Here is a 26220-nt window from a genome sequence, read left to right on the forward strand (position 1 = left end):
AATTGCGGCGAATTGCGCGCCAGAATTGCCGCAAACACAAAATAACAGCAGGACTGACGCATTCGTGTAGTGCGCAGAAACGGAGTGTTCCCTAAGCCATTATCATCGCCGACAAAGAGATTATTCATGCAATTTACTCGCCGCCATACGTTGAAATTTGCCGGAATTTCTTGCGCCGCCACGGCGCTGGCCGGTGCGCTCAAGGCCGAGGGCGGCACGCCCGCCGCAAATGCCGCCACCACCCTGCCCTTTGCCGTGACGACACCCATGCATATCGGCCAGGCCGCACTTCGCGTGCGCGACCTTGATCCGATGATCGATTATTACCGTTCGGTGCTTGGCATGAACGAGGTGGGACGCACGGCGAGAGGCGTGACGCTCGGCGTGGGAAGCGTGCCGCTGCTCGATCTCGTCCACAAACCGGCGGCAGATTTCGAAAGCCCTACCTCCGCCGGCCTGTTCCACATCGCCTATCTGATGCCCTCCCGCAAGGATCTGGCCCGCTGGCTGGTGCATGCGGCGCTCAGGCAGGTGCCGCTTTCCGGTTTTGCCGATCACAATGTCAGCGAGGCGGTCTATCTCAACGATCCCGAGGGCAACGGCATCGAGGTTTACAGCGACCGCCCAAAGGACGCGTGGGTCTGGAGCGGCAGGGTGGTGAAAATGGGCACCGAACCGCTTGATGTCGATAATCTCGTGGCGCTGACCGACACAAAAACCGACCATTACGAGGTTGCCCCGGCCGGGATGCGCATCGGCCATATTCACCTGCGGGTCGGCGAAATCGCCGCCGCCCGTGGCTTTTATGAACAGGCCGTCGGCCTGCAACCGACGCAGGATGCGCGTTCGGACGCATCATTCCTCTCCTCCGGCGGCTATCACCATCATCTGGCAGTGAATAGCTGGAACAGCCGGGGGGCGAAAGAACGCAACGCCATGGAGACCGGTCTCGACTGGTTTTCAATCACCGTTCGCAATCCCGATGATCTCGAGGCGCAGAAGACGCGGCTGCGAGCGGCCGGTTATGTGCTGGTGGAGATGGAAAACGATATGGTGGAGGCGATCGACCCCTGGGGCACCCGACTGCGACTGGTGCCGGGGTGAGTGGTGGTGGGTCTCTCCATGCATGATGCGGAGTACATTGCGCGATTGACGGTTACGTCGAGTTGAGCGTTTAGAGGGCTTCGCAGCATCTTCTCCTTCCGACGTTCCGGCCTTGGAACGCTACTGTCCGGTTTAAATTTTCAGCGTTGGACACGAATGACGTATTGCCGTCGCCCTATGAATGGCAAACCTCGCCAAACACTCCGACGTCATCCTCGGGCCTGTCCCGAGGATCTGCAACGGTTTGATTTTGTTGACGTGTTTAGATCCTTGGGACAAGCCCAAGGATGACGTCGAGAAAATCCTCAACGCTCACCGCTGCCTTCCACGCCATATGAAGTGTCCAGAAATTTAAACGAGACGGCAGTCGCCTTGAGCCGGCATCCAGCCGACGCGCGTCGGCGCGACGGGGAGAGTCTTTTCAACCCAAGGACTTGGGCTGGCTGGATACCGGCTCAAGGCCGGCATGACGGAGGAGGTTTGCGCCCCGGAAACGATTACCAGCCATGCAGCCACCTCGCCCTATGAACCCGGGAAAAGAAAGCCTTGCGAGGCCACGGCAGCGGCCTCGCAAGGCATTCCATCCGGTACAGGAAACCGGATGGGGGGTCTGGTGAGAGCCCTTGGTTGTTTCGGAAAACATAGCAAAATGCCGCGCATTGTCGCTCACCCGAATGGGTGATACGGCCAGATAAATTCGCGATGGAGAGAAACGGAAAAGGAGCCTCAGACGGCTTCGCGCAATTGCTCGGCGGTCTGCAAATCCACGGAGACGAGTTGCGACACGCCCTGTTCGGCCATGGTGACGCCGAAGAGGCGGTTCATGCGCGCCATGGTGATGGGATTGTGGGTGATGATGACGAAGCGGGTCTCCGTCGAGGCCACCATTTCATCCATCAGGTTGCAATAACGCTCGACATTGTGGTCGTCCAGCGGGGCATCCACTTCGTCCAGCACGCAGATCGGCGCGGGATTGGTGAGGAAGACCGCGAAGATCAGCGCCATGGCCGTCAAAGCCTGCTCGCCGCCGGAAAGCAGCGTCATGGTCTGCGGTTTCTTGCCCGGCGGACGGGCGAGAATTTCCAGCCCCGCTTCCAGCGGATCGTCGGATTCGATCAGCTGCAATTCCGCCGTGCCGCCGCCGAAGAGATGGGTGAACAGCCGCTGGAACTGTGAATTCACCACGTCAAAGGCGGCGATCAGCCGTTCACGACCCTCGCGGTTGAGGTTCTGGATGCCGGCGCGCAGCTTGCGCACGGCATCGATGATATCGTCGCGTTCCTTGATGAGCGCTTCGAGCTTGGCGGAAAGCTCCGCCTGCTCTTCCTCGGCACGCAGGTTGACGGCGCCAAGCCTCTCGCGTTCGATCTTCAGCCGGTCGAGATCACGCTCGACATCGCGAATATCGGGCTTCTGCTGGTCCGGGCCAAGGCCGGTCAGGCGCAGGGCCATATGCGGCTCGGTGTTCAGTGTTTCGCGGATTCGGTGTTCAGTCTCCTGCCGTTTTTCGCGGGCGGAAACCAGACGTTCTTCGGCACGGCCGCGTTTTTCGCGGGCTTCGGCCAGTTCGGAAAGGGCCGTTGCAGCCACCCGGTCCGCGGCACGCTGCAGGTTTTCCGCCTCGGCCAGCCGGTCAGCGGCCTGACGGCGGGCGTCTTCGGTCTTCTGCAATTCGTTGAGGAGGTTGCGGCGTTTCTCGTCGAATTCTTCCGGTGCTATATCAAGCTCGGCGATTTCATCGCGCGCCTCTTCCTCACGCGCACGCAACGTCGCGATGTGATCGGCCGCACTTGCCGCGCGCGATTGCCAGGTGGAACGCTCCTGCCCTATTGCCTGTATTCTGCGCTGGCGGCTTTCCGCCTCGCGGCTCACGCCCTCGTGGCGGGCGCGGGCCTCCGCCAGAAGACCGCGATCAGTCGCGACCTCCAGCTGGCTTTCGCGCAGCTTGAAATCCAGCACGGAAAGGTCAGGCGCATCTTCCATTTCGATGCGGGCATTTTCTTCCTGAACAGCGATCTCGTCGACCTGCGCGCCAATCTGGTTCAGCGCTTCGGAAACGATATCCCGACGACGCAGCAGATCGCCCGAAGCCCGTTCGGCTGATGTCAGCGCCTCTCGCGCTTCGGCAAGCTGACGGGTCGCGAGCCGGCTCCGGTCGCGCACTTCCGAAAGCCGCAATTCGCTGCTTCTGATGGCCTCGGTTCTCGCGGCAAGCTGGTCTTCGGCCTCTTCCAGAATGGACCGGGCCTCATCCAGTTCGGTCTCGATTTCGGCGAGGCGGTTCTTCTGCGACAGGCGAAGTGCTGCAGCGCCCGGTGCATCGGCGCTGGCGATGTGGCCATCCCAGCGGAACAGCGCGCCTTCGCGCGTTACCAGCCGCTGGCCAGCTTTGAGTGAAGGCAACAGGCGTCGGGCTTCCGATACGTCTGCAACGACACCGATCTGCGCCAGGGCGCGGCGCAGGGCATCCGGCGCCTGCGCGTAGTCCAGAAGCGGTTTCGCGCCCTGCGGCAAGGCGGGATCGCCCTCCCCGTCGCCATTGCCGGCCCAATAAGCGGGAGCGCCGGAATCGAGCGGGCTTTCGATATCGTCGCCAAGGGCAGCACCCAAGGCCGCCTCAAAACCGCGCTCCACCGTCATTTCTTCCGCCACCGGCGTGAAGCTGCCATTGGCAGCGGCGCCGGAGGCGAGGATTTTGGTGATGGTGCGTGCTTCCGTTTCCAGCGCGTTCAGCCGGTTTTTCGCCGTTTCCAGCGGCCCGCGCGCCAGCGCTTCGGCGGAGCGTGCCTCGGCGACGGCGGCTTCGGCCTCGTCCGCCACGATCAGCGCATCCTCGACCGCGATTTCCGCCGCCTCTACCGCTTCTCGCCGTTCCGAAGGATCGGGAAGGCCGGAGAGTTTCTCATCGATGGTATCGATCTCGGCGGACGCTTCCTGCGACTGCCGTTCCAGCCGGAGCTTGCGGTCGGAAAGATCGCGGATCGCCCGTTCCAGCTGCTGGCGGGCGGCAGCGGCCTCGGCCCGTTCGGCGGTGATGGCGGTGAAAACGGCTTCGCTCTCCGCCAGTTTGACGGCGGCGGTTTCGAAGGCATCGCGCATCTCTTCCGCATGGCGGCCGGAATCGGAGAGGATTTCGAGGAGTTCGGCTTCCTCTTCATCGAGCCGTGCGAGTATCTGGGCATTGTCAGAGACAAGCCGTTCCTCGCGGACGATATCTTCGCCAAGCTGCGAAAGACGGCGCGCCAGTTCGTCACGACGGCGCAAAAGGCGATTCGCCTCGTCATCCAGCTGGGTGCGGGCGATCTGCAGGCGTTGCAGGGCGGCGGCCACCCGCGCTTCATCCTCGCGCAGTTCCGGCAGTTTCAGGCTGGCGATGCCCTGCTGCTTGGCCGCTTCCATCTGGCCTTGAGCCTTTTCGGCGACGATATTTGTTGCCTGATTGAGCGCGCTTTCCGCCTCGCCTTCTGCTTCCTTCGCCTCCACCCAGCGGATGTGCAGCAGGGTCGCCTCGCGGGCGCGGATATCGGCGGACAGCATCTTGAAACGGTTGGCCTGCCGCGCCTGGCGTTTCAGGCTTTCGATCTGGCTTTCCAGCTGGGCGGTCACATCTTCCAGCCGCTCCAGATTGGTCTCGGCGGCGCGCAGGCGAAGCTCGGCCTCGTGGCGGCGGGAATGCAGGCCGGAAATGCCGGCCGCCTCTTCCAGCAGCTGGCGGCGGGCCTGCGGCTTGGCGTTGATGAGTTCGCCAATACGGCCCTGCCCCACCATGGAGGGTGAGCGCGCGCCGGTGGAAGCATCCGCAAACAGCAGCTGCACATCCTTGGCGCGGGCTTCCTTGCCATTGATGCGATAGACGGAGCCGTTTTCACGCTCGATGCGCCGCGTCACCTGAATTTCATCGGCATCGTTGAAGGCGGCGGGCGCGGTGCGGTCGGAATTGTCAAGATAAAGGCCGACTTCGGCGGTGTTGCGGGCCGGGCGATTGCCGGAGCCGGAGAAGATGACGTCATCCATGCCGGATGCGCGCATGTTCTTGTAGGAGTTTTCGCCCATCACCCAGCGAAGCGCTTCCACCAGATTGGACTTGCCGCAGCCATTCGGACCGACGACGCCGGTGAGACCCGGCTCGATGATGAATTCGGAAGGTTCAACGAAGGACTTGAAACCGACAACGCGCAGCTTGTTGAACTTCATGCCGCCATGCTCCGGCCGGAAGACAGGCAATAAAAAACGGGCGAACGGAAATATCCGCCGCCCGTTTCTCTCAGGGTTCGGCGATCAGAGCAGCTTGTCGATGACAGCCGACATGTTTTCAACCGACATGTCTCCCGCATATTTCTTGCCGTTGATGATGAAAGTCGGCGTGGAGTTGATGCCGAATTCCGTCGCACCGCGTTGCATGGTTGCGTTCACATCATCCAGAAGTTTCTGGTTCGTCAAGCAGGCCTCGAAAGACTCCTGTGAGAAACCGGCCATTTTCGACAATTGCAGCAGGGCGGCGCGCGCATCCTGGGCCACAGCCCAGCTCTGCTGCTGCTTGAACAGCATGGAAACGAAGGGGAAATACTGTCCTTCAGGGGCGCAACGCGCCAGCATGAAGGCGGCAGCGGCGCGCGGATCGAACGGGAACTCGCGCAGCACGAAATAGACCTTGCCGGTATCGATGTATTTCTTCTTGATCTCTTCGAAGGTCTTGTTGTGGAAGTTTGCGCAGTGCGGGCAGGTCATCGACATATATTCGACGATCTTGACGGGTGCGTTGGCATCACCCAGAGCCGCTTCCGGCAGCGGGCCGGGCTTCATCACGGCGGCCATATCCACGTCACCGGTGGATTCAGGCAGTTCCTGCGCCTCGGCGACACCGGGCGTGAAGGCAAACGGCAGGGCCGCGGCAACGGCGGCAAGGGCAACGCCGCCAAGGAGGCTGCGACGGGAAATGGTCAGTTCGGGAAAATGCATGAAAGCACCTGTTGGTAATAGACTCTATTGTCCGTTGATTCCGATATAGCGCCAGCCTGTTCATCACAAGCGGGGTTTTGAACTCTTCTTGTCAAAGAATTGTGACCAGTCAAGGACAGCGCCGTTCGTCAAATCGCCTTGCGTGGCGGTTTCTTCTGCAAGACCGCCGTGCCAAGCCGCTCCACCGCCTTGCGCAGCGCCTCGCTCTCGATGCCTTCCATCATGTCATCGAGACGTTTTGCCGCATCGCCGCGCAGCGGCGGCGGTTTCCTTTTGCGGGCAATGGTTTGGGAAACCGGCTTCTGCACGATCCGGATCTGGCGGACCGCCGGAAAGCCGAAAAAGCCGTTGATACGGGCGATGAGTTCGCCCTGCGCATGGGTGAGGAACAAAGCGCGGGCGCCTTCGCAGGCAATGGTCAGCACGCCGGGCTGATAACCGCCGCGATCCGGCCCCTCGTCGCGGCGCGGCCAGGTTATCTTTTCCGGCCGGGTGCAATCGGCAAAGTCGTCACCGGCAATCTCGTCCCAGGAGCCGAGCAGCGCGGTGTTGATGCCCGCCCGCTTCGACAGCACGGGATCCATGATGCCGTTGGCGACTTCGGCGATCTGTACGACGCCCTTGCGGAATGAATCTGCGGGTTTCTTCATGCTCTCCTCGACAGAGGCGAAAGACCTCAAGCGGCCGCGCCGTCGTCATCTTCTTCGCCGCGCAACAGCGCACGGAATCGCTGCCAGTCCCGGCAGGCGGCCAATCGTATCATTCCAGCCGCCAAACATCCAAAGAGGAAATATCCGGCGGTCAAAAACTGCAGATGCAATATTCCCGGTTTATCCGAGAGAAAGGCAATCACCAACATGCAGACCAACGCGACCGATAGGTATATCCACAGGCCATGGCAAAAAATCGCCCAGAAACCGGATTCAAAAATCCGAAAGCGGCGCGAAGGCTTTTGCCGCGTCCTTTCCAGTTCGCGAACATGCCGGATTATGCGCGCGATCGCCACGGCCACGCCGTTCTGCAACCCGAAACACAGCCGGCCGATGTGGTTCAGTAGGCTCATGATCAGGCACAACGCCAGCAGAATTCCGATGACATACAGGAGCGGTTGAGGGATATTTTCCAGCAGCGCATCAGGCATAAGGGTCTTCCTCCGAAATCGGATCAGGTGGGCGATGTCATGGCGTTCATCGCCGGATGCGGTTTTCCACCTCGCCGCAACGGGTCTCCTGTTGCAGATTGCCGTGCCGTGTCTATGTTCAGCGGCGATGAACACACATACGCGGCAACAGATATCACATCCGACAGCGGAACACCTTCTCGCATGGTACGACCGGCACCATCGCGAACTGCCATGGCGCACGTCTCCAGCCATGGCGGCACAGGGGAAACGTGCCGATCCCTACCATGTCTGGCTTTCGGAGGTGATGCTGCAGCAGACAACGGTGCAGGCGGTCAAACCCTATTTCCTGAAGTTTCTCGTCGCCTGGCCTGATGTCAACGATCTGGCGGCGGCGCCGGTCGAGGATGTCATGGCGGCCTGGGCGGGGCTTGGTTATTATGCCCGCGCCCGCAACCTTAAGAAATGCGCGGAAGCCGTGGCGCGCGAGCATGGCGGCGTCTTTCCGGACACCGAAGAGGGATTGAAGGAACTGCCCGGCATCGGCGATTATACCGCCGCGGCCGTGGCAGCCATTGCGTTTAACCGGCAGGCGGCTGTCATGGACGGCAATGTCGAACGTGTCATTTCCCGCCTCTTCGTCATAGATGCTCCCCTGCCCGGCTCCAAACCCGCAATGAAAGCGAAGGTGGCGGCGCTGACGCCTGCCGACCGGCCCGGCGATTTTGCCCAGGCGATGATGGATCTCGGCGCAACGATCTGCGCACCGAAGCGGCCGGCCTGCGCGCTCTGTCCGTTCAATGGCGCCTGTCTGGCGCTTGCCCGTGACGAGCCGGAGCGTTTTCCGGTCAAGGCGGCGAAGAAGGCCAAGCCCGTGCGGCTCGGCGCCGCCTTCGTGGCCGTAAACACAAGCGGCGAAATCCTGCTGCGGCGGCGCATCGATAGCGGGCTTCTCGGCGGCATGACCGAGGTGCCGACAACGGCATGGACTGCCCGCATGGATGGCGGCACCGATGCGAGCCACGCGCCCTTTGTCGCCGGCTGGCAGGCGGCAGGCGTGATTGTGCATGTCTTCACCCATTTCGAACTGCGGCTCACCGTCTATCGCGCCCAGGTGCCGGATGGCCTTCAAACCGGGCCGGATGACGGATGGTGGGAGCCGGTTACAAATCTTGACGCGCAGGCGCTGCCAACGGTGATGAAAAAAGTCATCACCCAAGCTATTCCATCCGCGTGTCGGCCCGAAAATCGAAATTGATTTTCGACAGGAACGATGCGCAACTCAAAGATTTAGAGCGTCTGAAAGGCGCGCTAATGTTCGATGAAAGCAGGAAGTTTCGATGACCAAGATTGAGCATATCGTATTCGACATCGGCAAGGTGCTGATCCATTACGATCCGCATATTCCCTATAGCCGCCTCATTCCCGATGCCGACGAGCGCAAATGGTTCTTCGAGAATGTCTGCACCCATGACTGGAACCTCGAACAGGATCGCGGCCGCCGCTGGGAAGATGCCGAAGCGCTGTTGCTGGAGCAATTTCCCGAGCGGGAAGAACATATCCGCGCCTTCCGCAAGTTCTGGCACGAGATGGTCTCGCATTCCTATGATGACAGCGTCGCCATCATGGTTGCCCTGATCGACAGCGGCCATGACGTGACGATGCTGACCAACTTCGCGTCCGACACGTTTCGCGAGGCGCAGAAGATGTTCCCCTTCCTCACCTTGCCGCGCGGCGTGACGGTCTCCGGCGATGTGAAGCTCCTGAAGCCTGACGTGGCGATCTACGATCTGCACGCCCGGGAATTCGGCCTCAACCCGGCCACCAGCATCTTCATCGACGACACGCTGGCGAATGTGGAAGGCGCCAGGGCTGCCGGCTGGCAGGCCGTGCACTTCACCGGCGCGGAAAAGCTGCGGCAGGACCTGCGCGCCCATGGGGTGGAAGCCTGAAAATGACAGAACGGGCAGCTCCGAGGGAGTTGCCCGTTCCTTGAGATTGCACCGGAAACCCGGGGTTCAGCCCTGTGCGAAGGGCACGGCGACATAGGTCTGCGAATCGCCGCGCTGGATGAGCAGCAGAACGGATTTGCGACCGGCCTTGCCCGCCTGCGCAATGGCCGCCTTGGCATCGGCAGCCGATTTCACCGCTGTCTGATTGACCGAAACGATCACGTCGCCTGCCTGCAAACCAGCTTCGGCTGCGGGTTTGGAGGGTGTCACGCTTTCGACGATCGTGCCCTTTTCATCCTGCGGGAGATTGAGGGCTTCACGGATCGCCGGGGTGATATCGCCCAGTCCGATACCGATCATCGGCAGGGCTTGCGATGAGGCATCGCCCTTCTGCTGGCCATTGTCAGGGGATGCCTGTGCGCTCTGGGCGTCGTTGCCGCCCACGGTCAGAAGCATGTCCTTGCTTTCTCCCTGGCGCCAAACCGTTACATGTTCCTTCTGGCCGGGCGACAGATCGGCGACCATGCGCGACAGGTCGCGCGGGGACTTGACCGGCTGTCCGCCGAGAGTGGTAATCACGTCGCCGGTCTTTATGCCGGCGCGGCCTGCCGGCGTACCCGCATCAACCTTGGCGACCAGCGCGCCTTCCGCCGTGGCAAGACCGATGGCATTGGCCACGTCAGAGGTCACCGGCTGTATCTGGACGCCGATGAAGCCGTGGTGGATCGATCCGTCCTTCATGAGACGGACAACGACGTTCTGCGCCTGGTCGGAGGGAATGGCGAAACCGACACCGACGCTGCCGCCATTCGGCGAATAGATCGCGGTATTGATGCCGACCACCTTGCCTTCGACGTCGACCAGCGGGCCGCCTGAATTGCCGTGATTGATCGGTGCGTCGATCTGGATGAAATCGTCATAGGGCCCGCTATGCAGGTCGCGTCCGCGGGCCGAGACGATGCCGGCCGTGACCGTGGTGCCGATGCCGAACGGATTGCCGATCGCCAATATCTGATCGCCGGCCTTCAGCCTGTCGGAATCGCCCCAGGAAATCACTGCGAGCGGCTTGGGTGAGACGACCTTGAGGACCGCCAGATCGGATTTCGGATCAGCGCCGACAAGCGTGGCGGGAAGCTCCGTGCCGTCATCCAGCGTCACCTTGATCGAGGTGGCATTGTCGATGACGTGATTGTTGGTGACGATATAGCCGTCCGGCGAGATGATGAAGCCGGAACCCAGCGCTTCCGCGGTCTGGGACTGGCGCTGCTGCGGCTGCTGTTGCGGCAGGGGAATGCCTTGCTGGCCGAAGAACTGGTGGAATTGCTGGTCGAACGGCGTGGTATCGTCGGTCGCCTGTTCCTGCGTCTTCATTTCGGTGGTGATGGTCACCACCGCCGGCTTGTCGGCGGTAACGATCCCGGCGAAGGAACCGCCCGAGGTCACCGGACCGGGAACGGCCGATAATCCGGCCTGGGCAAAAGCGGGTGTGTTATGCAGAAAGACGGGCAGCACAAGCGGTGCGGCGACAAAGGCTGCGCCAAGCAAAGCTGCGATGCGATATCTGCGTAGAATACCGGACATGACGTTTCTCCTTTGTGAGGACATGCTCACGGCCTTAACCGGAAGGGGAGCAGGCTAGGCCGCACCCCATGCAGCCGGCAGGCGCATGGTTTTTAAGTTTCCATTCGTTGTTTCGAAATCCGCGCGACCCCGTGGGGGATTGGATCGTTCTGACTTTTCTTCGAACCGCCAAAACGATCCAACTGTTTGTCCTGATGGCTGGAGGGCGGGTTCGTGCCCCGTCACCGCTCTCCGGCGCTATCTGCGGCGGCATGGCCGATCCTCGTCACGCGAGGACGGAAAGCCCCGGTCAACTCATGCGGACGATGTTCCGGTCAAGTTGCCGGACTTCGCCCTGAAGGGTGGCAAATGCCTTCATGGGAATATGGCCACGATGCATTTGGGCGGTTTTGAGCGCCTGGGTACGGATTGCGGACGATTCATTTTCGAGCCTGTGGAAAGCACTTGCGCTCAACCTGCCCTGCTGGCGTTCAAAATCGATCCGGTGGTCGGCGACACGAAGCTCGTGAAGCACACGAACCAGATGCGGTCTCTGCCCGTAAGCAGCAGGACCCGTATAGTTCATGTACATAGTGTTCATGGACAGGTCGTCATCGTTATGGCGGAAGAAATGTCTCCCACCCCGGTCGAAATCATGGGACCGTTCGCTATGCATTCCGCCGGAGCCGGAATGCTCGCCGTGCGAGTGTTCGGCCGCGAAAGCACCGCCAGTGGCGGCCGCCAGAATGAAGGATGCTATTGTGACTGTCTTGAAAAGCGAGCGCATGGCACGCCTCCTTGTTCATCGCAGGTTGGCCCGCGAATCCGGCTGTCTCGCATCGTCGCGTCGCGATCATTTTGGTCGCCGGCGACACTCAGCCTGGAAGAATATGTACTCCCCGCCGTGTATAGCGTCACGTTAATCTTCCGTAACGCGCAGGACATCTATTGTTAAGGCTGGGGAACTCGTCGCGGCCGGGCGGAGCGTCATGAATGGCTGATGAAAAGCCCGCGCAGGCCCAGAAAAGAAAATTGGCGCAGGCGGAAATGGCGGTCTCCGGCCTGCGCCAGTCCTGCCGCAAGCGGCATGGGACAGCAATGTTTTCGTGATCTGTCCGAACCGGATTTTCACAACCACTGCTTTGACCCAGACAGTATGGGCCGTCTCTTGCGCGAAACTTGTCTGGCTAAAGTTTTATATTCGAAAATACCAACGCCCGACACCGAGGTGCCGGGCGTTGGTCGTTCTCCATCCGGGACTGAAGGTACTAAACCGGACAGAGACGTATTCTGACAAGGGCGGGCGGTGGATCGTCCGTCTACAGCCTCCAAGGCTTTTGACTATTCGGCCTTTGCCATTTCACTGCGAATGATCGTTCTCAGATCATCGATCGGCTTCAATTCGTCGCCGTCCTCGAAATGCCAGAACGTCCATCCGTTGCATGCGTCGAGACCCTGCACCTTCGCGCCGAGGCGGTGAATGGAGCCGGCGGTTCCACCGGATGCCAGGGTACCATCCGCACGAATAATGGCGCTATAACGGCGTCTTGCATCCGTCAGAACCTGGCCGGGGCGAACGAGGCCGCTTTCCACCAGCGTGTTGAAGGCCACGCGCGGCTCAGCCTTCTTGCCGGTCATGACCGTCAGTTCGGCCTTGCCGAGCGGTTCGACGGCGGCGATGCGGGCGGAAGCCGCATCGATATAATCCTGTTCGCGCTCGATGCCGACGAAGTGGCGGCCGAGACGTTTTGCGACAGCACCCGTGGTGCCGGAGCCGAAGAACGGGTCGAGCACGATGTCACCCGGCTTGGTGGAAGCCATGATGATGCGCGCCAGCAGCGCTTCCGGCTTCTGGGTCGGATGCACCTTCTTGCCGTCGTCACCCTTCAGCCGCTCATGGCCGCTGCAAATCGGGAACAGCCAGTCGGAGCGCATCTGCACATCGTCGTTGGAAGCCTTCAGTGCATCGTAGTTGAAGGTGTAGCTTTTGGCTTTCGGATCACGGCTTGCCCAGATCATGGTCTCATGGGCGTTCTGGAAACGACGACCCTTGAAATTGGGCATGGGATTGGTCTTGCGCCAGACGATATCGTTGAGGATCCAGAAATCGAGGTTCTGGAGCATGGCGCCGACGCGGAAGATATTGTGGTAGGAGCCGATGACCCAGATGGTGCCGTTCGGTTTCAGCACGCGGCGGCAGGCGAGCAGCCAGGCGCGGGTGAAGGCGTCATAGGCGTCGAAGGAGGCGAACTGGTCCCATTCGTCATCGACAGCATCGACCAGCGACTGATCGGGCCGGTGAAGCGTGCCGCCAAGCTGAAGATTATAGGGCGGGTCGGCGAAGATCGCATCCACCGACTGGCTCGGGAGGGCATCCAAGGCAGCGACACAATCACCTTTGATGATGCTGTCTTTCCAGGCGTCACTCTCGCCCGCACGATCAAAACCGGCACGCCGAAAATCGGCCAGCGGAAAAACTGCTGCCATTGGTACTCGCTCCATACGCTTACTCTCTACTGACGCTTATGGTTACCGAAGATGGTTATCAAAGCCTGAACAAGTCACGGAAAACGCAAAATAAATGGCTGTGGCGCCCGCCATGGGGGATTTGCGGCGATGGGCGGGGAACCCGAAGCGGCGCAAAAACGTTGTGCACAACGGGTTAGTCTGTCGCGCAGTTCGACGCGGCAGGAAGACGGCAATGGCAAGGGGTGATCCGCAATGGGGTCGATGATGAAAATGGCTTCTTTTTCCGTAAATGTCGTATGCGCTGCGCTTGTCGTTGTGGCGCTGCCGTTACCATTGCGGGCGCAGGCGCCGTCGGCGCAATTTAACGTGGTGACGGATGCGGTGCTGTTCGATGGCGGCCCCTCGCTTGGCAACAGCAACAGGGTGCGTTGGGATTTCTACAAGACCGACCGGGCCGGAGCACGCACCGACGAAAATGCCGGCGGCTCCTATGACGCCACCTTCGAGGCAAAGCTGCCGGCGGGCAAATATGTCGGCGTCGCAGCGCTGGGCAATGTGAGCCGCGAAGTTGCCTTCGAGGTGAAGGATGGCAGCGTTGCAAGGCCGAAGGTGAATTTCGATGCGGCGGAACTGACTGTCGTGCCGAAACGCAGCCCCGACGGCGATGTGGAAAGCCAGGCGAAAACCGAAATCACCAAGGGCGATTTCAAGGACAGCGTCTATGGCCAGAATGCGGTCTTCGTGCCGGCGGGCGAGATCGTTCTCACCGGCAGCATCGGTCCGGCGCGAGTGCAGGAAACACTTGCCGTCAAGGCCGGCGAAACGATCAGCCACGAGCTCGTCATCCCGAGCGGCGTGGTGGTTGCCAAGGCGGTTTATGCGCAGGACGGCAAAGCGGTTGAAACGGACGACATACGTTTCGAGGCGATGTCGGCCAAGGAAACGCTTGATGGCACCCGCCAGACCATCAACGGCATTTACGGCACGGGCAAGATGATGGAAATGCCGGCAGGCGATTTCGTCATGCGGGGCCGTCTCGGCAAGGTGACGGTGGAACAGCCATTCACGGTGACCGCCGGAAAACGCTCGGAAATCACCCTTAATCTCGATGCCGGCGTTCTTGCCATCACCGCTCCCGGTGCGGAGCGGATTGATATCGTCGAGACCACCAAGGATCTTCAGGGTACGCAGAAGGAAATTTCCGGCCGCTACGGCACACAGCATCAGGAAACGCTGCATCCCGGCGATTATTCGGTGAAGGTAAGCTACGACAAGAAATCCGGGCGCGACCCGAAAGAGATCAAGGCAACGGTCAAGGCGGCCGAGCGGACCGAGACGAATGTGCCGGAGTAACGGCCCAGCCCCCTGCCCTCACTCCTGTGCCCGTCACGGGGATGAGGGTTTGGAATGTCGAACATCACAATTTCCGGCCATGCGGCCCATATTTGGGCCTGAGCATCGGATGCTTCGCAAACCGCACCGCATCCTTCGGCACTGTCTGTAACGGCTCGCCGATCTTCACGCCCACGAAGCCTGATGCGGCGATGCGGTCGCACAGCCTTATCCACTGGCAACCACGACAGGCCTGCCGGATGTCTCCCGCAGCGAAGGCAAGGCGCATGTTCGCAAGAAAATCCGGCGTTGCCCGCAGCCGCTTGCCGGAGGCAAGCGTCTCGTTCAAAAGCGCCGAAACAGAAAGCCGGGCCGCCTCGTCCCGCTGCGCCACGCCTTCGTTAAAACAGTGCGCATGGCTTTCGCAGAGCAGGCCGGTGCAGATATCATCCGGTCCGTCCACCAGCTCGATATCCTCCTCACCCGCATTCAGGCGGGCGGCGACACGGTCGTAATTTTCGACGAAGCCCGAGGTATAGCCCTTGCCGACATAGGTCAGCATACAGAGAAGGTGGTGGGGGCGCAGCCGGACAGTCACGGGCGGCCGCCTATCCGACAATCGCAAAGGCGTCGCGCACCGAGCCGGACGAGGTGCGGATGGCCTTGCGGCCGATCCATTGCACATGTCCGTCGAGAATGCGTACCGCCTCTTCCGCGCGACCGCCGCGCAGCGCGTCGATGATTGCGCGGTGGTCAGTATCCGTGCGGCGCTCCCAACCGGCCCGCCAGGCGGAAAACAGGAAACGAGCGCTTGCCGCATGCAGGCCGTCGATCGCTTCCATCAGGCGCGGCATGTTGCAGGGCGCGGTGATGAGGCGATGGAAGCGGCGATTGGCCTCTTCCCAGTGCTGCACGTCAACGGCGCTATCACCTTCCAGTGTCGCGGCCTCGGCCTTATCGAGAATGGCTGACGTCATGTTTGGAATGGCGTGGCGCAGCGCCAGAACCTCGAGCGCAGCGCGCATTTCTGCCACTTCGCGCACATCGTCAAGGCCGAAATCCGCCACCCGGACACCCCGGCGCGGAATGCTGGCGGCGAGCCCCTGCGCTTCCAACCTGCGAAACGCTTCGCGAACCGGCACATGCGACGCGCCGAATTCGGCGGCGATATGATCCTGCCGCAGCCGTTCGCCCGGCGACAGCTCACCGCGGACGATGCGGTCGGCGAGTGTGCGGCTGATGCGTGCGGCAATGGTGTCTTCAGGTGTGGTTTTCACTGGCTTGGGCATAATATCCCATAACGCATATGCCGCGCGACTGTGTAGCTGTTTTTGCAGGGTCCAGATGCGTAAAACCGAATATTCTAAATCCGTCAGCTGCTTATGTGCTCCCCGTATTCGGAATGGGCAAGCTATGAGCCCGGTGGGACCGACCCTTGCGGGTGAGCCGGTTGAGCTTGGCGCGGACATGGTCTAAAAGCCCGGCATCACTTTTTCCAGGCACATTCGATACAGGGAGCGCCCATGAGCGGCTTCGACCTCATTATTTTCGACTGCGACGGCGTTCTGGTCGATTCCGAAATCATCGCGGCGCAGGTGGAATCCCGCCTTCTGACCGAGGCCGGTTATCCGATCTCCGTCGAGGAAATGGGCGAGCGCTTTGCCGGCATGACCTGGAAGAACATTCTTCTGCAGGTGGAAAGCGAAGCCAGCATTCCGCTTTCCGCGTCGCTTCTCGACAAGTCGGAAAAACTGCTCGACATGCGGCTGGAACGGGACGTGAAGATCATCGAGGGTGTTAAATTCGCCCTGTCGCGCCTGACGACGCCGCGCTGCATCTGCTCGAACTCTTCGAGCCACCGCCTCGACATGATGCTGACGAAAGTGGGCCTGAAGCCCTATTTCGCGCCGCATATCTATTCCGCCAAGGACCTTGGAGCCGACCGCGTGAAGCCGAAGCCCGACATTTTCCTGCATGGCGCGGCCCAGTTCGGCGTCTCGCCCGACCGTGTCGTCGTCGTCGAAGATTCCGTCCATGGCATCCATGGCGCTAAGGCCGCCGGCATGCGGGTCATCGGCTTTACCGGCGCATCCCACACCTATCCGAGCCACGCCGACCGGCTGACGGATGCGGGCGCGGAAACGGTGATTTCGCGCATGCAGGACCTGCCCGCCGTGATCGCGGCGATGGCGGAGTGGGAAGGCGCTTTTTAAGTTGTGAAAGCGCTTCTTTCATGATCTGAGTAGCTACATTGATCTTTTAATAAATGTAGCTACATTAATTCATGAAAATTATATGGGACGAGCCCAAGAGGCTCGCCAATATCGAGAAGCACGGCTTCGACTTTGAAGATATCGATGGGTTTGACTGGGAGAACGCCATCATCGAGAAAAGCCTCACCGAACCGGGAAGTTCGCGCTTCAAAGCGATCGGATATTTTCGGGACGGGACTATGGCCGTTGTTTTTGCGACTGTCGGGACAGAAGCAATATCCATCATCAGCTTCCGACGGGCGAGTTCCAGGGAAAGAAGGAGGTTGCCATGGCCAAAGTTGCAAAACTGAAAGAATTCAAACCCGGCCGCGGCTATACCGAAGCGGATTGGGACGCCGTCGATTTCCCGGAGATGACGGATCAGGAACTGGCAAATGCACGCCCCGCCCGAGACGTTTTGCCTCCTGCTTTCTTCGAAGCAATTGATGAATACAGAAAGACGCGTGGCCGCCCGCCGGTGGATAAGCCGAAGAAACAGGTAACATTGCGCCTCGATGAAGACGTGGTGGAGCGTTTTCGCGAAGGTGGCAAAGGATGGCAGAGCCGCATCAACGAGGCCTTGCGAAAGGCAGCTGGTATTTAAATCCGTTGCCATTCAAAAAAAACCGGAGCCCGCAAAAGCAGCCTCCGGTTTTTTACATTTCGCCCGTCAAATCACCGGCGCTTGGTCTTGGCCTTTGCGCCCTGCTCCGCGAAGCCGATGTAGACGCTGACCGACTTCGGTGCGCCGCCGGGTCCATTGGGAATGGCAACGTGGTCATTGTTGAAGATGAACTGCGTGCCAGCGGAGCCTGCCGGCACGTCGATGGCGAAATTGGTCGTTTCGCCGTAAATTTCACCGTCACCGTCCTTTACCGTCACGCGGATCGGAACCGTTACGCGGCCGGGCTTGGCCATCGGGCCGGGAACGAGACGACCCTGGGCCAGCACGTTCACCGTCAGCGTGGATTCGTTTGCAGTGCACGAGCGCGTCGTATCTGACAGCGAGACCTGATAGGCGAGCTTCTGCGGATCGTCCTTGGCGCCACCGGCATAAACGCGGTGGACGGCGCTGGCGTCGAGAACCGTGACCGTCGGGCAGTTAGCCTGCACCACCGGGGCAACGGCATTGGCCTGCGCCGCAGGAGGGTTGACGGCAAGCGAGTCCGACGGATTGGAGGAATTGCACCCTGCAACGACGGCCAGAAGCGACATCGCGGCGGACAAACGCAAGAAATTCCCTGACACTCTTCTAATTCCCTCTCCATTGTCCCGGAACCGAACCGGAGACGCTGTTTATTGACCTTTCACGCAGGTTGGCGATGGTCTATAGCAGCGACGCCGGAAAAAATCGATTGGCATGTTCGGTTTTGCTTGAATTTTCAAAAAAGCCCTTCATTACCTCGCCAATCGCCTCATTTCCGTGAGACGCTGCTGGAAAAGATGCCGAAGATCGGCGACGGACATACCGGTTAAGGACAGGGGACTATCTCGTGAAATATGTATCGACCCGGGGTGCGGCCCCTTCGCTTGGTTTCTGCGACGCGCTTCTGGCGGGCCTTGGCCGTGACGGCGGGCTTTACGTGCCGCGCGAATGGCCTTCCATGACGAAGAAGGAAATCCGCAACCTGCGCGGCAAGTCCTATCAGGACGTCGCCTTCGAGGTTCTCCATCGTTTCACCGGCGGCGAAATTCCGGCCGACAAGTTCAGGGCGATGATCGACGACGCATATGCGACGTTCCGTCATCCGGCCGTCGCGCCGCTGACGCAGACCGGCCCGAACACCTTCGTGCTGGAGCTTTTCCACGGCACCACGCTCGCCTTCAAGGACGTGGCGATGCAGCTTCTCGCCCGCCTGATGGACTATACGCTGGCTGAGCGCGGCGAGCGCGCCACCATTGTCGGCGCCACCTCGGGCGATACCGGCGGCGCGGCGATCGACGCCTTTGCCGGCCGCGAGCGCACCGACATTTTCATCCTTTTCCCGAACGGCAAGGTCTCGCCGGTGCAGCAGCGCCAGATGACGACCTCCACCGCTTCCAACGTGCATGCGCTGGCGATCAACGGCAATTTCGACGATTGCCAGACGCTGGTCAAAGAAATGTTCAACGACGTAAAGTTCCGCGACGGCGTGAAGCTTTCCGGCGTCAACTCCATCAACTGGGCGCGTATCATGGCGCAGGTGGTCTATTATTTCACCGCGTCTCTGTCGCTCGGCGGACCGGACCGGAAGGTGTCCTTCACCGTTCCAACCGGTAATTTCGGCGATATCTTCGCGGGTTACGTCGCCAAGAAGATGGGCCTGCCGATCGACAAGCTGGTCATCGCCACTAATGACAACGACATTCTGGCGCGCACGCTGAAGACCGGCCGTTACGAGATGCGCGGCGTCAAGCCCACCACCTCGCCTTCCATGGACATCCAGATCTCGTCCAACTTCGAACGCCTGCTGTTTGAAGCCTATGACCGCGATTCCGCGGCGGTGAAGGCATCGATGGATGGTCTGAAGCAGTCCGGTGCGTTTGAAATTCCGCCGAAGGCACTGAAATTCATCAGACGCGACTTCCGCGCCGGCCGCGCCACCGAAAAGCAGGTGGCGGCGACCATCCGCGAGACGCTTGAGAAAACCGGATACCTGATCGACCCGCATACGGCGACCGGTGTTTTCGTGGCGGAAAAGCACGAAAAAGCGGGAAGCCCGATGGTGGTTCTGTCTACCGCCCACCCGGCTAAATTCCCGGCCGCTGTAAAATCCGCTTGCGCAATCGAGCCTGCGCTTCCAGTATGGCTAGCTGACATTATGAACCGGGAGGAGCGTTTCGACATTCTGGACGCAGAGCTGAAAGCCGTGGAAACCTTCATTGGCCAACATGCACGCGCCGGCAAATAGAGACGCGGAAAGACGTTGAGTATGAGAGTTAATGTGACCCGGCTTTCGTCCGGGTTGACCGTTGTGACGGAAAGAATGCCGCATCTCGAAAGCGTTGCTCTTGGGGTGTGGATCAAATCCGGATCCCGCAACGAGACGACTGCCGAACACGGCATCGCCCATCTACTCGAACATATGGCGTTCAAGGGCACGGCGCGCCGCACCGCCCGGCAGATCGCCGAAGAGATCGAAAATGTCGGCGGCGAAGTCAACGCCGCGACGTCGACGGAAACAACCTCCTATTACGCCCGCGTCCTCAAGGACCATGTTCCGCTCGCCGTCGATATCCTTGCCGATATTCTGACGGAATCTCTCTTCGACGAAGACGAGCTGGAGCGGGAGAAAAACGTCATCCTCCAGGAAATCGGCGCTGCGACCGATACGCCCGACGACGTGATCTTCGACAATTTCTCCGGTGTCGCCTATCGCGACCAGACCATTGGCCGCCCGATCCTCGGCACGCCGGACACCGTGCAATCCTTCACGACAGGCCAGATCAGACATTATCTCGCCCGCAACTACACGACGGATCGCATCTTCGTCGTTGCCGCCGGCGCTGTCGATCACGAAAGCTTCGTGAAGCAGGTGGAAGAGCGTTTCGCCTCGCTGCCGCAGCTGCCCATCGCCACGCCGGTGCTTGAGAAGGCGATCTATACCGGCGGCGAAATCCGCGAAACCCGCGACCTCATGGACGCGCAGGTGCTTTTAGGCTTCGAGGGCAAGGCCTATCACGCCCGCGATTTTTATTGCTCGCAGATTCTCGCCAATATTCTCGGTGGCGGCATGTCGTCCCGTCTGTTCCAGGAAGTGCGCGAATATCGCGGCCTCTGCTATTCGGTCTATGCCTTCCATTGGGGCTTTTCCGATACCGGCATCTTCGGCGTGCATGCGGCCACCGGCAGCAATGACCTGCCGGAACTGGTGCCCGTCATTCTCGATGAGCTGCGCAAATCGTCGCAGACCATCCATCAGGAAGAAATCGACCGCGCCCGGGCGCAAATTCGCGCGCAATTGCTGATGGGGCAGGAAAGCCCGGCAGCCCGTGCGGGTCAGATGGCCCGGCAGATGATGCTTTACGGCCGGCCCATTCCCAATGAGGAGATGATGGAGCGCCTCGGCGACATCACGCGTGAACGCCTGACCGATCTTGCGGGACGGCTGTTTTTCGATACAGTTCCGACATTGTCCGCAATTGGCCCGCTTGAACATCTGCCGCCTCTTTCAGACATCACTGCCGCGCTTTCTGCGCAGCAGCCTGCAAGGATAAAGGCGAACGGCTGAGAAAATGGCGGTTTCTTCCGCACAGGGATGGTGAATGCTGCGTTTTCTTTCCCGACATAACGACACGCCTGAACTGCGCAGCGCCGACCATCTTCTCAGACTGCCGCGCTACAGCGATTTCAAGCAATGGCATGTGCTGCGCTCCGAAAGCCGGCAGTTTCTTCAGCCCTGGGAACCCACCTGGCGCCCTGATGAACTGACCGAAGGCTCCTTTCGCATGCGCGTGGTGCGCAACGGGCAGGAGTTTTCTTCCGGCACCGCCGTCTCGTTTCTGCTGTTCGAAAAGGAGACCCTCCTCGTCGGCGGCATCACCATCGGTTACATCCGCCGGGGTGCCGCGCAAAGCTGTATGATCGGCTATTGGACAGGCGAGCGGCACGCCGCAAAAGGCCATATGTCTGCCGCATTAAAATTGGTAATACCCTATATCTTCAACGGACTTCAGTTGCACCGTATCGAGGCAGCCTGTATTCCGGAAAACTTCAAAAGCATCCGGCTTCTCGAAAATGCCGGGTTCCAGCGGGAAGGTCTCTTGCGGGAATATCTGAAAATCAATGGCCAATGGCGGGATCATATGATGTTTTCCCTTCTTGCCGACAAGCAAAGCTCCGGCGGAACGAAGTACGATACATGACCTACATTCACCCTGAGCCATGCCTTGCGAAACGTCTGGCGGCAATCGCGCTGGCTGTACCGTTTTTCCTGCTGTTCCTGCTTTTCTCTTCTTATTCCTACGCTTTCGAGCCGGTGAAGATTTCCCGCGACGACACCGCGCTTGATCTGACTGCCACCACCGATATCTATGCCAACCAGGGCGAAGCCTTTCAGGTCTCGACCGCGCCCGGCCCCGACGGCATCCGCCGCCGTATCGAGGTGCGCGCCAGTTCCACCGACCACCAGGGCGACTGGGCGGTTTTCGCGCTCGCCAACGTGTCGGAAGAACAGCTGGAGCGCGTCATCGTCGCCCCGCATTTCCGCCTCGTGAATTCCAAGCTGTTCTGGCCCGATCTCGGCTCGCAGCGCATCATGGCGATCACGCCGAGCGAAGGCTTCGCGCTCGACCGGCAGCCGAGCCCGGATGCCGACGTGTTCCGCATCACGCTCAATCCCGGCTCCGTCATCACCTTCGTTGCCGAGCTTTCCACGCCGCAGCTGCCGCAGCTTTATCTGTGGGAACCGGAAGCCTACAAGGACACGATCAACGCCTTTACGCTCTATCGCGGCATCGTGCTTGGCATTGCCGGTCTGCTGGCCGTACTTTTGACCATCCTTTTCGTGGTCAAGGGCACTTCGGTTCTGCCGGCGTCCGCAGCACTCGCCTGGGCGGTTCTCGCCTATATCTGCGTCGATTTCGGCTTTCTCGAAAAACTCATCACCGTCACCTCAAGCGACCAACGAATATGGAGGGCGGGTGCCGAAGTGGCACTCGCCTCCAGCTTCGTGGTCTTCCTCTTCACCTATCTCAACCTCAACCGATGGCATGCGCATCTGGGTTATGCGACTTTTGCCTGGGTCGTGGGTCTGGCGCTGCTGTTCGGTGTTGCTATCTACGATCCATCGGTCGCCTCGGGTATCGCCCGCGTATCCTTCGCGCTGACAGCGACCGCCGGCATCGCGCTCATCATCTATCTCGGTTTCAACAAATATGACCGGGCCATCTTGCTGGTTCCCTCCTGGGCACTGATCCTCGTCTGGCTGTTTGGCAGCTGGCTGACGGTGACGGGGCAGCTGGACAACGACATCGTGCAGCCGGCGCTTGGCGGCGGGCTGGTGCTGATCGTGCTTCTGATCGGTTTTACCGTGATCCAGCACGCCTTTGCCGGCAGCGCCTATCAGCAGGGTCTGTTTTCCGACCTCGAACGCCAGTCGCTGGCGCTGACGGGCAGCGGTGACACGGTCTGGGACTGGGATGTGACGCGTGACCGTATCGTCACCACGCCTGACATTTCCAACCGGCTTGGGCTGGAACCCGGCACCATGCATGGCGCTGCGCGCAACTGGCTGCCGCGCCTGCACCCTGACGATCGCGACCGGTTCAAGGCGACGCTCGACGTGCTGCTCGACCATCGCAAGGGCCGCCTCAACCACGAATTCCGCATTCGTGCCGAAGACGGTCATTTCCACTGGCTGCAAATCCGCGCCCGTCCGGTTCTCGGCTCCAATGGCGAAATCATCCGCTGCGTCGGCACCATCACCGATATTACCGAGCAGAAAAATTCGGTCGAGCGGCTGTTGCAGGATGCGATGAACGACAATCTGACCGGGCTTCCGAACCGGCAGGTGTTTCTCGACCGCCTGCAATCGATCCTCAATCTCTCGCCCGATAGCGAGGGCGTGCGCCCGACGGTGATGGCGATCGATATCGACCGTTACAAGCTGGTTAACGATACGCTTGGCATTGCAGCCGGCGACAATATCCTCATCGCACTGACACGGCGTCTGCGCCGGCTGCTGAAACCGCAGGATACGCTGGCGCGTCTCGGTGGTGATGAATTCGGCCTTATCCTGACCTCGGAGCGCGATCCGCAGCGGGTGGCCGATTTTGCCGATGCGGTGAACAAGGCGATCATGGTGCCGATCAATTTCGCCAACCGCGAAATCATCCTCACCGCCTCCATCGGCCTCGTCTCGTGGATCGACCAGCAGGAAAGTGCGGCCGGTCTGCTCAGCGACGCGGAGCTGGCCATGTACCGCGCCAAGCGCGCCGGCGGCAACCGCGTCGAACCGTTCCGCCCCGCCTTCCGCACCTCAGGCACCGACCGCCTGCAAATGGAAAGCGACCTGCGCCGCGCCATCGAACGCAAGGAGCTGTCGCTCGCCTATCAGCCGATCGTCAAGCTTGACGATGGCGAGCTGGCCGGCTTCGAGGCGCTGATGCGCTGGGAGCACCCCAAGCGCGGCAATATTCCGCCAAGCGAGTTCATTCCGATTGCGGAAGCCTCCGGCCTGATCGAACCGCTCGGCATGTTCGCGCTCGAACGGGCGGCCACCGACCTGATGGATTGGCAACATGCCATCGAGAAGATGCCGATCTTCATTTCCGTCAATATTTCCAGCGCGCAATTGCTGAACAACGAATTGTACAACGATGTGCGTGGCATGCTGACCCGCACGCGTTGCAATCCGCAGCAGCTGAAGCTGGAACTGACGGAATCCGTCGTCATGGAAAACCCGGAACAGGCGCGGCTTGTACTTTCCAAGCTGAAGGAAACGGGCTTGAGCCTCGCCATGGACGATTTCGGCACGGGCTATTCGTCACTCGCCTATCTCACCCGCTTCCCCTTCGACACAATCAAGCTCGACAAGGCGCTGGTGGCCAATACCAGCGACAAGCGCAACGTGCTCCTGCGCTCCGTCATCGCCATGGCGCGCGCGCTCGACATGCAGGTGGTGGCGGAAGGCATCGAAACGCCTGAAGATGCGGCCGAGCTTTCACGCATGAACTGCCATTTCGGCCAGAGTTTCCTGTTCGGCACCCCGGTCTCCGGCGATGCGGCGCTGAAGCTGCTGCGGGAACGTTTCCAGCCGACGAAGCGGGCTTCGTAAGGGGGCCGACCTGGGGTGATGAAGGCTGATGCCCCGCCACCTCCGTCATTCCGGCCTTGAGCCGGAATCCAGCCAACGGGCGTCTGCCCGGTGGAAAGACTCCTTTCAGCCCAAGGACTTGGGCTGGCTGGATACCGGCTCAAGGCCGGTATGACGGGAGAAGAAAACGATGCTTCCCCTGATCAGGACTCTCCGCCTCCCGGGCATTCACTGCACTACCGCATTCTGCTCTGCCATCGGCGCTTCATCCGCCGCCACCTTCCCATGCAGCAGGTCGTGAATGAACTCCATCTTGGTTACCACCGGCGGCGTCAGCACGAAGGGGTAGAGGTCCGCCTCCCCCATGCTGCGCTGGATGGAATTGATGGCGACACTGAGCGGGATCCAGGCCTTGACCAACTGTGCGGCACTGCGGGCATTGTAAGGATCGAATGTCACTTCGGCTGCCATTTCCTCATGCCCATCAGGATCGATTGCGACGCCGAAGGCGCGGGCGGTCTCAAGCGTATCAACGATATGCAAGTAATGGGCGAAACATTCGGCGAAATCCTCCCAGGGGTGGACGGAGGCGTAAGAGCTTATGAACGTCTCCTGCCAGTCGAGGCGCGGCCCCTGTTCGTAATTGCGTTGCAGCGCCGCAGCGTAGTCCTCGCGGTCATCACCGAACACCGCGCGGCAGGCCTCCAGGCGGTTCGCATCGCGCACCAGCTTGTTCCAGATGAAATGCCCGACCTCATGGCGGAAATGGCCAAGCAGGGTGCGATACGGCTCATTCATGTTGGTACGCACCTGCTCGCGCGTCACATCGTCGGCTTCCGCGGCGCGGATTGCGATCAAGCCCTCATCATGCCCGGTCATTGCCGGAATAACCGAACCATCGGGTGCCACTTCATCGACCAGAAAGTCGAAGACAAGTCCACCCGCCGGATCAACATCACGGTTGGGATGTGGCAGGCCAAGCCGCAGGATCGAATAAAACAGATGCCGCTGTGCCTGGCTGATGCGGCGCCACTGTTCGATCCCCTGCTCCGTGGCGATGTCCGGCACCAGACGATTATGGCTGCAGGCGGGGCAGAAGGCACTGTCGCTTTCCGCCGGCACCGCCCAATTGCAGATGTCGTTCACCTCATTGGCGCAGAAACGCACCTGTCTTTGCGGCTCGCCGACGATCTGCCAGTTCGGTTCGCCGGCCGGCGCCAGCGCTTCCATGGAAAGGCGCTCCGGCACGAAGGCAAGGCGATGACCGCAGGAGACGCAGAAACGATTGTCAAAATGGACCGGCTGGCCGCAGGATGCGCAGGAAAAAAGTCTCATTGATGAAACCCTTGCGATGGATCAGTTGGGAGAAGGCAAACATACGATGTCACCATGAACGGCGTAACAAACCCGTCGTTCCGGCATCCCATACGACAAGAGCGCATGTGCGATAACACATGCGCTCCAAGCGCCGCATCGTCAGAGAGGCGGAAGACTGTCAGGCGGCATTACATCCGGTCGACAGCGCCCTTGACGGCATCCTTGGCCTTGCCAACACTCTTCTGTACCTTGCCCTTGGTTTCCTGGGCGGCACCCTTGGCGCGCAGCTCGTTATTGCCGGTGGCTTCGCCGACGCTCTTCTTGACCTTGCCAGCAACTTCGTTTGCCGTACCGGAAATCTTGTCTGATGTGCTACCCATCTTACTGCTCCCTAGTTGAGCCGTACTGTCTGTCCGGCT

General features: G+C 60.4%; 23 protein-coding genes. 11 read left to right on the forward strand and 12 right to left on the reverse strand.

Annotated elements, in window-relative coordinates; translation table 11 throughout:
* The first annotated feature begins 126 nt into the window (after window positions 1–126).
* Entirely contained in the window at window positions 127–1104 is a 978-nt protein-coding gene (locus ACQZ5F_RS09275; protein ID WP_225339385.1) for a VOC family protein, read from the forward strand.
* Window positions 1105–1830: 726 nt separating this feature from the next.
* On the opposite strand, the gene ACQZ5F_RS09280 is transcribed toward ACQZ5F_RS09275, so the two are convergent.
* From ACQZ5F_RS09280 to ACQZ5F_RS09295, 4 genes are all read right to left on the reverse strand, one after another.
* On the reverse strand, window positions 1831–5298 hold the full coding sequence (locus ACQZ5F_RS09280; protein WP_448730538.1) for a chromosome segregation SMC family protein: 3468 nt from the start codon (window positions 5296–5298) through the stop codon (window positions 1831–1833).
* Window positions 5299–5382: 84 nt separating this feature from the next.
* The gene (locus ACQZ5F_RS09285) at window positions 5383–6063 is read right to left on the reverse strand and encodes a DsbA family protein (protein WP_046798533.1); all 681 of its coding nucleotides are present in this window, start codon (window positions 6061–6063) and stop codon (window positions 5383–5385) included.
* Between the two features lie 128 nt (window positions 6064–6191).
* Entirely contained in the window at window positions 6192–6713 is a 522-nt protein-coding gene (locus ACQZ5F_RS09290; protein ID WP_046798532.1) for a DUF721 domain-containing protein, read from the reverse strand.
* A gap of 26 nt (window positions 6714–6739) precedes the next feature.
* Window positions 6740–7204, reverse strand: coding sequence for a hypothetical protein (locus tag ACQZ5F_RS09295; RefSeq protein ID WP_448730537.1), 465 nt, complete (start codon window positions 7202–7204; stop codon window positions 6740–6742).
* 127 nt (window positions 7205–7331) lie between these two features.
* Between ACQZ5F_RS09295 and mutY the strand changes: the two genes are divergently transcribed.
* Together mutY and ACQZ5F_RS09305 are read left to right on the forward strand one after the other, a co-directional pair.
* The gene (gene mutY, locus ACQZ5F_RS09300; protein ID WP_225339644.1) at window positions 7332–8441 is read left to right on the forward strand and encodes an A/G-specific adenine glycosylase; all 1110 of its coding nucleotides are present in this window, start codon (window positions 7332–7334) and stop codon (window positions 8439–8441) included.
* 82 nt (window positions 8442–8523) lie between these two features.
* On the forward strand, window positions 8524–9135 hold the full coding sequence (locus tag ACQZ5F_RS09305) for an HAD family hydrolase (protein ID WP_225339387.1): 612 nt from the start codon (window positions 8524–8526) through the stop codon (window positions 9133–9135).
* A 66-nt stretch (window positions 9136–9201) separates the two neighbouring features.
* Here the strand turns inward: ACQZ5F_RS09305 and ACQZ5F_RS09310 are convergent, their stop codons facing one another.
* The 3 genes from ACQZ5F_RS09310 to ACQZ5F_RS09320 all read right to left on the reverse strand — a co-directional run bounded on the left by ACQZ5F_RS09310 (window position 9202) and on the right by ACQZ5F_RS09320 (window position 13182).
* Window positions 9202–10716: a Do family serine endopeptidase gene (locus tag ACQZ5F_RS09310; protein WP_448730536.1), complete on the reverse strand. Its 1515-nt coding sequence runs from the start codon at window positions 10714–10716 to the stop codon at window positions 9202–9204.
* A 289-nt stretch (window positions 10717–11005) separates the two neighbouring features.
* A complete protein-coding gene (locus tag ACQZ5F_RS09315) occupies window positions 11006–11482 on the reverse strand; it encodes a hypothetical protein (protein WP_052817433.1) in 477 nt (158 codons plus the stop codon).
* Between the two features lie 554 nt (window positions 11483–12036).
* A complete protein-coding gene (locus tag ACQZ5F_RS09320; RefSeq protein ID WP_046798526.1) occupies window positions 12037–13182 on the reverse strand; it encodes a site-specific DNA-methyltransferase in 1146 nt (381 codons plus the stop codon).
* Window positions 13183–13416: 234 nt separating this feature from the next.
* Between ACQZ5F_RS09320 and ACQZ5F_RS09325 the strand changes: the two genes are divergently transcribed.
* Window positions 13417–14517: a hypothetical protein gene (locus ACQZ5F_RS09325; protein ID WP_225339389.1), complete on the forward strand. Its 1101-nt coding sequence runs from the start codon at window positions 13417–13419 to the stop codon at window positions 14515–14517.
* A gap of 64 nt (window positions 14518–14581) precedes the next feature.
* Here the strand turns inward: ACQZ5F_RS09325 and ACQZ5F_RS09330 are convergent, their stop codons facing one another.
* Complete coding sequence (locus tag ACQZ5F_RS09330; RefSeq protein ID WP_225339645.1) at window positions 14582–15058, reverse strand: DUF1284 domain-containing protein; 477 nt, start codon at window positions 15056–15058, stop codon at window positions 14582–14584.
* Between the two features lie 46 nt (window positions 15059–15104).
* Complete coding sequence (locus tag ACQZ5F_RS09335) at window positions 15105–15785, reverse strand: GntR family transcriptional regulator (protein WP_225339390.1); 681 nt, start codon at window positions 15783–15785, stop codon at window positions 15105–15107.
* 234 nt (window positions 15786–16019) lie between these two features.
* Here ACQZ5F_RS09335 and ACQZ5F_RS09340 point away from each other — a divergent pair, with 234 nt between their 5' ends.
* The 3 genes from ACQZ5F_RS09340 to ACQZ5F_RS09350 all read left to right on the forward strand — a co-directional run bounded on the left by ACQZ5F_RS09340 (window position 16020) and on the right by ACQZ5F_RS09350 (window position 17352).
* The gene (locus ACQZ5F_RS09340; RefSeq protein WP_004440401.1) at window positions 16020–16709 is read left to right on the forward strand and encodes an HAD family hydrolase; all 690 of its coding nucleotides are present in this window, start codon (window positions 16020–16022) and stop codon (window positions 16707–16709) included.
* A 71-nt stretch (window positions 16710–16780) separates the two neighbouring features.
* Complete coding sequence (locus ACQZ5F_RS09345) at window positions 16781–17059, forward strand: BrnT family toxin (protein WP_046798523.1); 279 nt, start codon at window positions 16781–16783, stop codon at window positions 17057–17059.
* The gene (locus ACQZ5F_RS09350) at window positions 17038–17352 is read left to right on the forward strand and encodes a BrnA antitoxin family protein (RefSeq protein WP_059754107.1); all 315 of its coding nucleotides are present in this window, start codon (window positions 17038–17040) and stop codon (window positions 17350–17352) included. The genes ACQZ5F_RS09345 and ACQZ5F_RS09350 overlap by 22 nt, the downstream gene beginning before the upstream one ends.
* A 71-nt stretch (window positions 17353–17423) precedes the next feature.
* Here the strand turns inward: ACQZ5F_RS09350 and ACQZ5F_RS09355 are convergent, their stop codons facing one another.
* Window positions 17424–17963: a hypothetical protein gene (locus ACQZ5F_RS09355; RefSeq protein ID WP_046798928.1), complete on the reverse strand. Its 540-nt coding sequence runs from the start codon at window positions 17961–17963 to the stop codon at window positions 17424–17426.
* A 278-nt stretch (window positions 17964–18241) separates the two neighbouring features.
* On the opposite strand from ACQZ5F_RS09355, the gene thrC reads away from it, so the two are divergent.
* Genes thrC through ACQZ5F_RS09375 form a run of 4 tightly spaced genes read left to right on the forward strand, consistent with a single transcriptional unit; the run spans window position 18242 to window position 24505 of the window.
* On the forward strand, window positions 18242–19639 hold the full coding sequence (gene thrC / locus ACQZ5F_RS09360; RefSeq protein ID WP_052817430.1) for a threonine synthase: 1398 nt from the start codon (window positions 18242–18244) through the stop codon (window positions 19637–19639).
* Between the two features lie 21 nt (window positions 19640–19660).
* Window positions 19661–20959: a M16 family metallopeptidase gene (locus tag ACQZ5F_RS09365; protein WP_046798520.1), complete on the forward strand. Its 1299-nt coding sequence runs from the start codon at window positions 19661–19663 to the stop codon at window positions 20957–20959.
* Window positions 20960–20993: 34 nt separating this feature from the next.
* The gene (locus ACQZ5F_RS09370) at window positions 20994–21593 is read left to right on the forward strand and encodes a GNAT family N-acetyltransferase (protein WP_046798519.1); all 600 of its coding nucleotides are present in this window, start codon (window positions 20994–20996) and stop codon (window positions 21591–21593) included.
* Window positions 21590–24505, forward strand: a complete 2916-nt coding sequence (locus ACQZ5F_RS09375; protein WP_046798518.1) for a sensor domain-containing phosphodiesterase — start codon at window positions 21590–21592, stop codon at window positions 24503–24505. Before ACQZ5F_RS09370 ends, ACQZ5F_RS09375 begins: the two co-directional genes overlap by 4 nt.
* A 207-nt stretch (window positions 24506–24712) precedes the next feature.
* Here the strand turns inward: ACQZ5F_RS09375 and ACQZ5F_RS09380 are convergent, their stop codons facing one another.
* Both ACQZ5F_RS09380 and ACQZ5F_RS09385 read right to left on the reverse strand, forming a co-directional pair.
* Window positions 24713–25819, reverse strand: coding sequence for a zinc-binding metallopeptidase family protein (locus tag ACQZ5F_RS09380; protein ID WP_448730535.1), 1107 nt, complete (start codon window positions 25817–25819; stop codon window positions 24713–24715).
* Between the two features lie 170 nt (window positions 25820–25989).
* On the reverse strand, window positions 25990–26181 hold the full coding sequence (locus ACQZ5F_RS09385; protein WP_046798516.1) for a CsbD family protein: 192 nt from the start codon (window positions 26179–26181) through the stop codon (window positions 25990–25992).
* Between the last annotated feature and the right edge of the window lie 39 nt (window positions 26182–26220).

It is taken from the genome of Agrobacterium sp. 22-210-1, assembly GCF_053522525.1.

Coding starts and splice junctions, on each gene's coding strand:
- ACQZ5F_RS09330 (WP_225339645.1), bottom strand. CDS start 15,058: ATGCTGACCTATGTCGGCAAGGGCTATACCTCGGGCTTCGTCGAAAAT.
- ACQZ5F_RS09280 (WP_448730538.1), bottom strand. CDS start 5,298: ATGAAGTTCAACAAGCTGCGCGTTGTCGGTTTCAAGTCCTTCGTTGAA.
- ACQZ5F_RS09340 (WP_004440401.1), top strand. CDS start 16,020: ATGAGCGGCTTCGACCTCATTATTTTCGACTGCGACGGCGTTCTGGTC.
- ACQZ5F_RS09315 (WP_052817433.1), bottom strand. CDS start 11,482: ATGCGCTCGCTTTTCAAGACAGTCACAATAGCATCCTTCATTCTGGCG.
- ACQZ5F_RS09310 (WP_448730536.1), bottom strand. CDS start 10,716: ATGTCCGGTATTCTACGCAGATATCGCATCGCAGCTTTGCTTGGCGCA.
- ACQZ5F_RS09345 (WP_046798523.1), top strand. CDS start 16,781: ATGAAAATTATATGGGACGAGCCCAAGAGGCTCGCCAATATCGAGAAG.
- ACQZ5F_RS09320 (WP_046798526.1), bottom strand. CDS start 13,182: ATGGCAGCAGTTTTTCCGCTGGCCGATTTTCGGCGTGCCGGTTTTGAT.
- ACQZ5F_RS09370 (WP_046798519.1), top strand. CDS start 20,994: ATGCTGCGTTTTCTTTCCCGACATAACGACACGCCTGAACTGCGCAGC.
- ACQZ5F_RS09385 (WP_046798516.1), bottom strand. CDS start 26,181: ATGGGTAGCACATCAGACAAGATTTCCGGTACGGCAAACGAAGTTGCT.
- ACQZ5F_RS09355 (WP_046798928.1), bottom strand. CDS start 17,963: ATGTCGCTTCTGGCCGTCGTTGCAGGGTGCAATTCCTCCAATCCGTCG.
- ACQZ5F_RS09295 (WP_448730537.1), bottom strand. CDS start 7,204: ATGCCTGATGCGCTGCTGGAAAATATCCCTCAACCGCTCCTGTATGTC.
- mutY (WP_225339644.1), top strand. CDS start 7,332: ATGAACACACATACGCGGCAACAGATATCACATCCGACAGCGGAACAC.
- ACQZ5F_RS09365 (WP_046798520.1), top strand. CDS start 19,661: ATGAGAGTTAATGTGACCCGGCTTTCGTCCGGGTTGACCGTTGTGACG.
- ACQZ5F_RS09325 (WP_225339389.1), top strand. CDS start 13,417: ATGGGGTCGATGATGAAAATGGCTTCTTTTTCCGTAAATGTCGTATGC.
- ACQZ5F_RS09335 (WP_225339390.1), bottom strand. CDS start 15,785: ATGCCCAAGCCAGTGAAAACCACACCTGAAGACACCATTGCCGCACGC.
- ACQZ5F_RS09375 (WP_046798518.1), top strand. CDS start 21,590: ATGACCTACATTCACCCTGAGCCATGCCTTGCGAAACGTCTGGCGGCA.
- ACQZ5F_RS09350 (WP_059754107.1), top strand. CDS start 17,038: ATGGCCAAAGTTGCAAAACTGAAAGAATTCAAACCCGGCCGCGGCTAT.
- ACQZ5F_RS09380 (WP_448730535.1), bottom strand. CDS start 25,819: ATGAGACTTTTTTCCTGCGCATCCTGCGGCCAGCCGGTCCATTTTGAC.
- ACQZ5F_RS09290 (WP_046798532.1), bottom strand. CDS start 6,713: ATGAAGAAACCCGCAGATTCATTCCGCAAGGGCGTCGTACAGATCGCC.
- ACQZ5F_RS09305 (WP_225339387.1), top strand. CDS start 8,524: ATGACCAAGATTGAGCATATCGTATTCGACATCGGCAAGGTGCTGATC.
- ACQZ5F_RS09275 (WP_225339385.1), top strand. CDS start 127: ATGCAATTTACTCGCCGCCATACGTTGAAATTTGCCGGAATTTCTTGC.
- ACQZ5F_RS09285 (WP_046798533.1), bottom strand. CDS start 6,063: ATGCATTTTCCCGAACTGACCATTTCCCGTCGCAGCCTCCTTGGCGGC.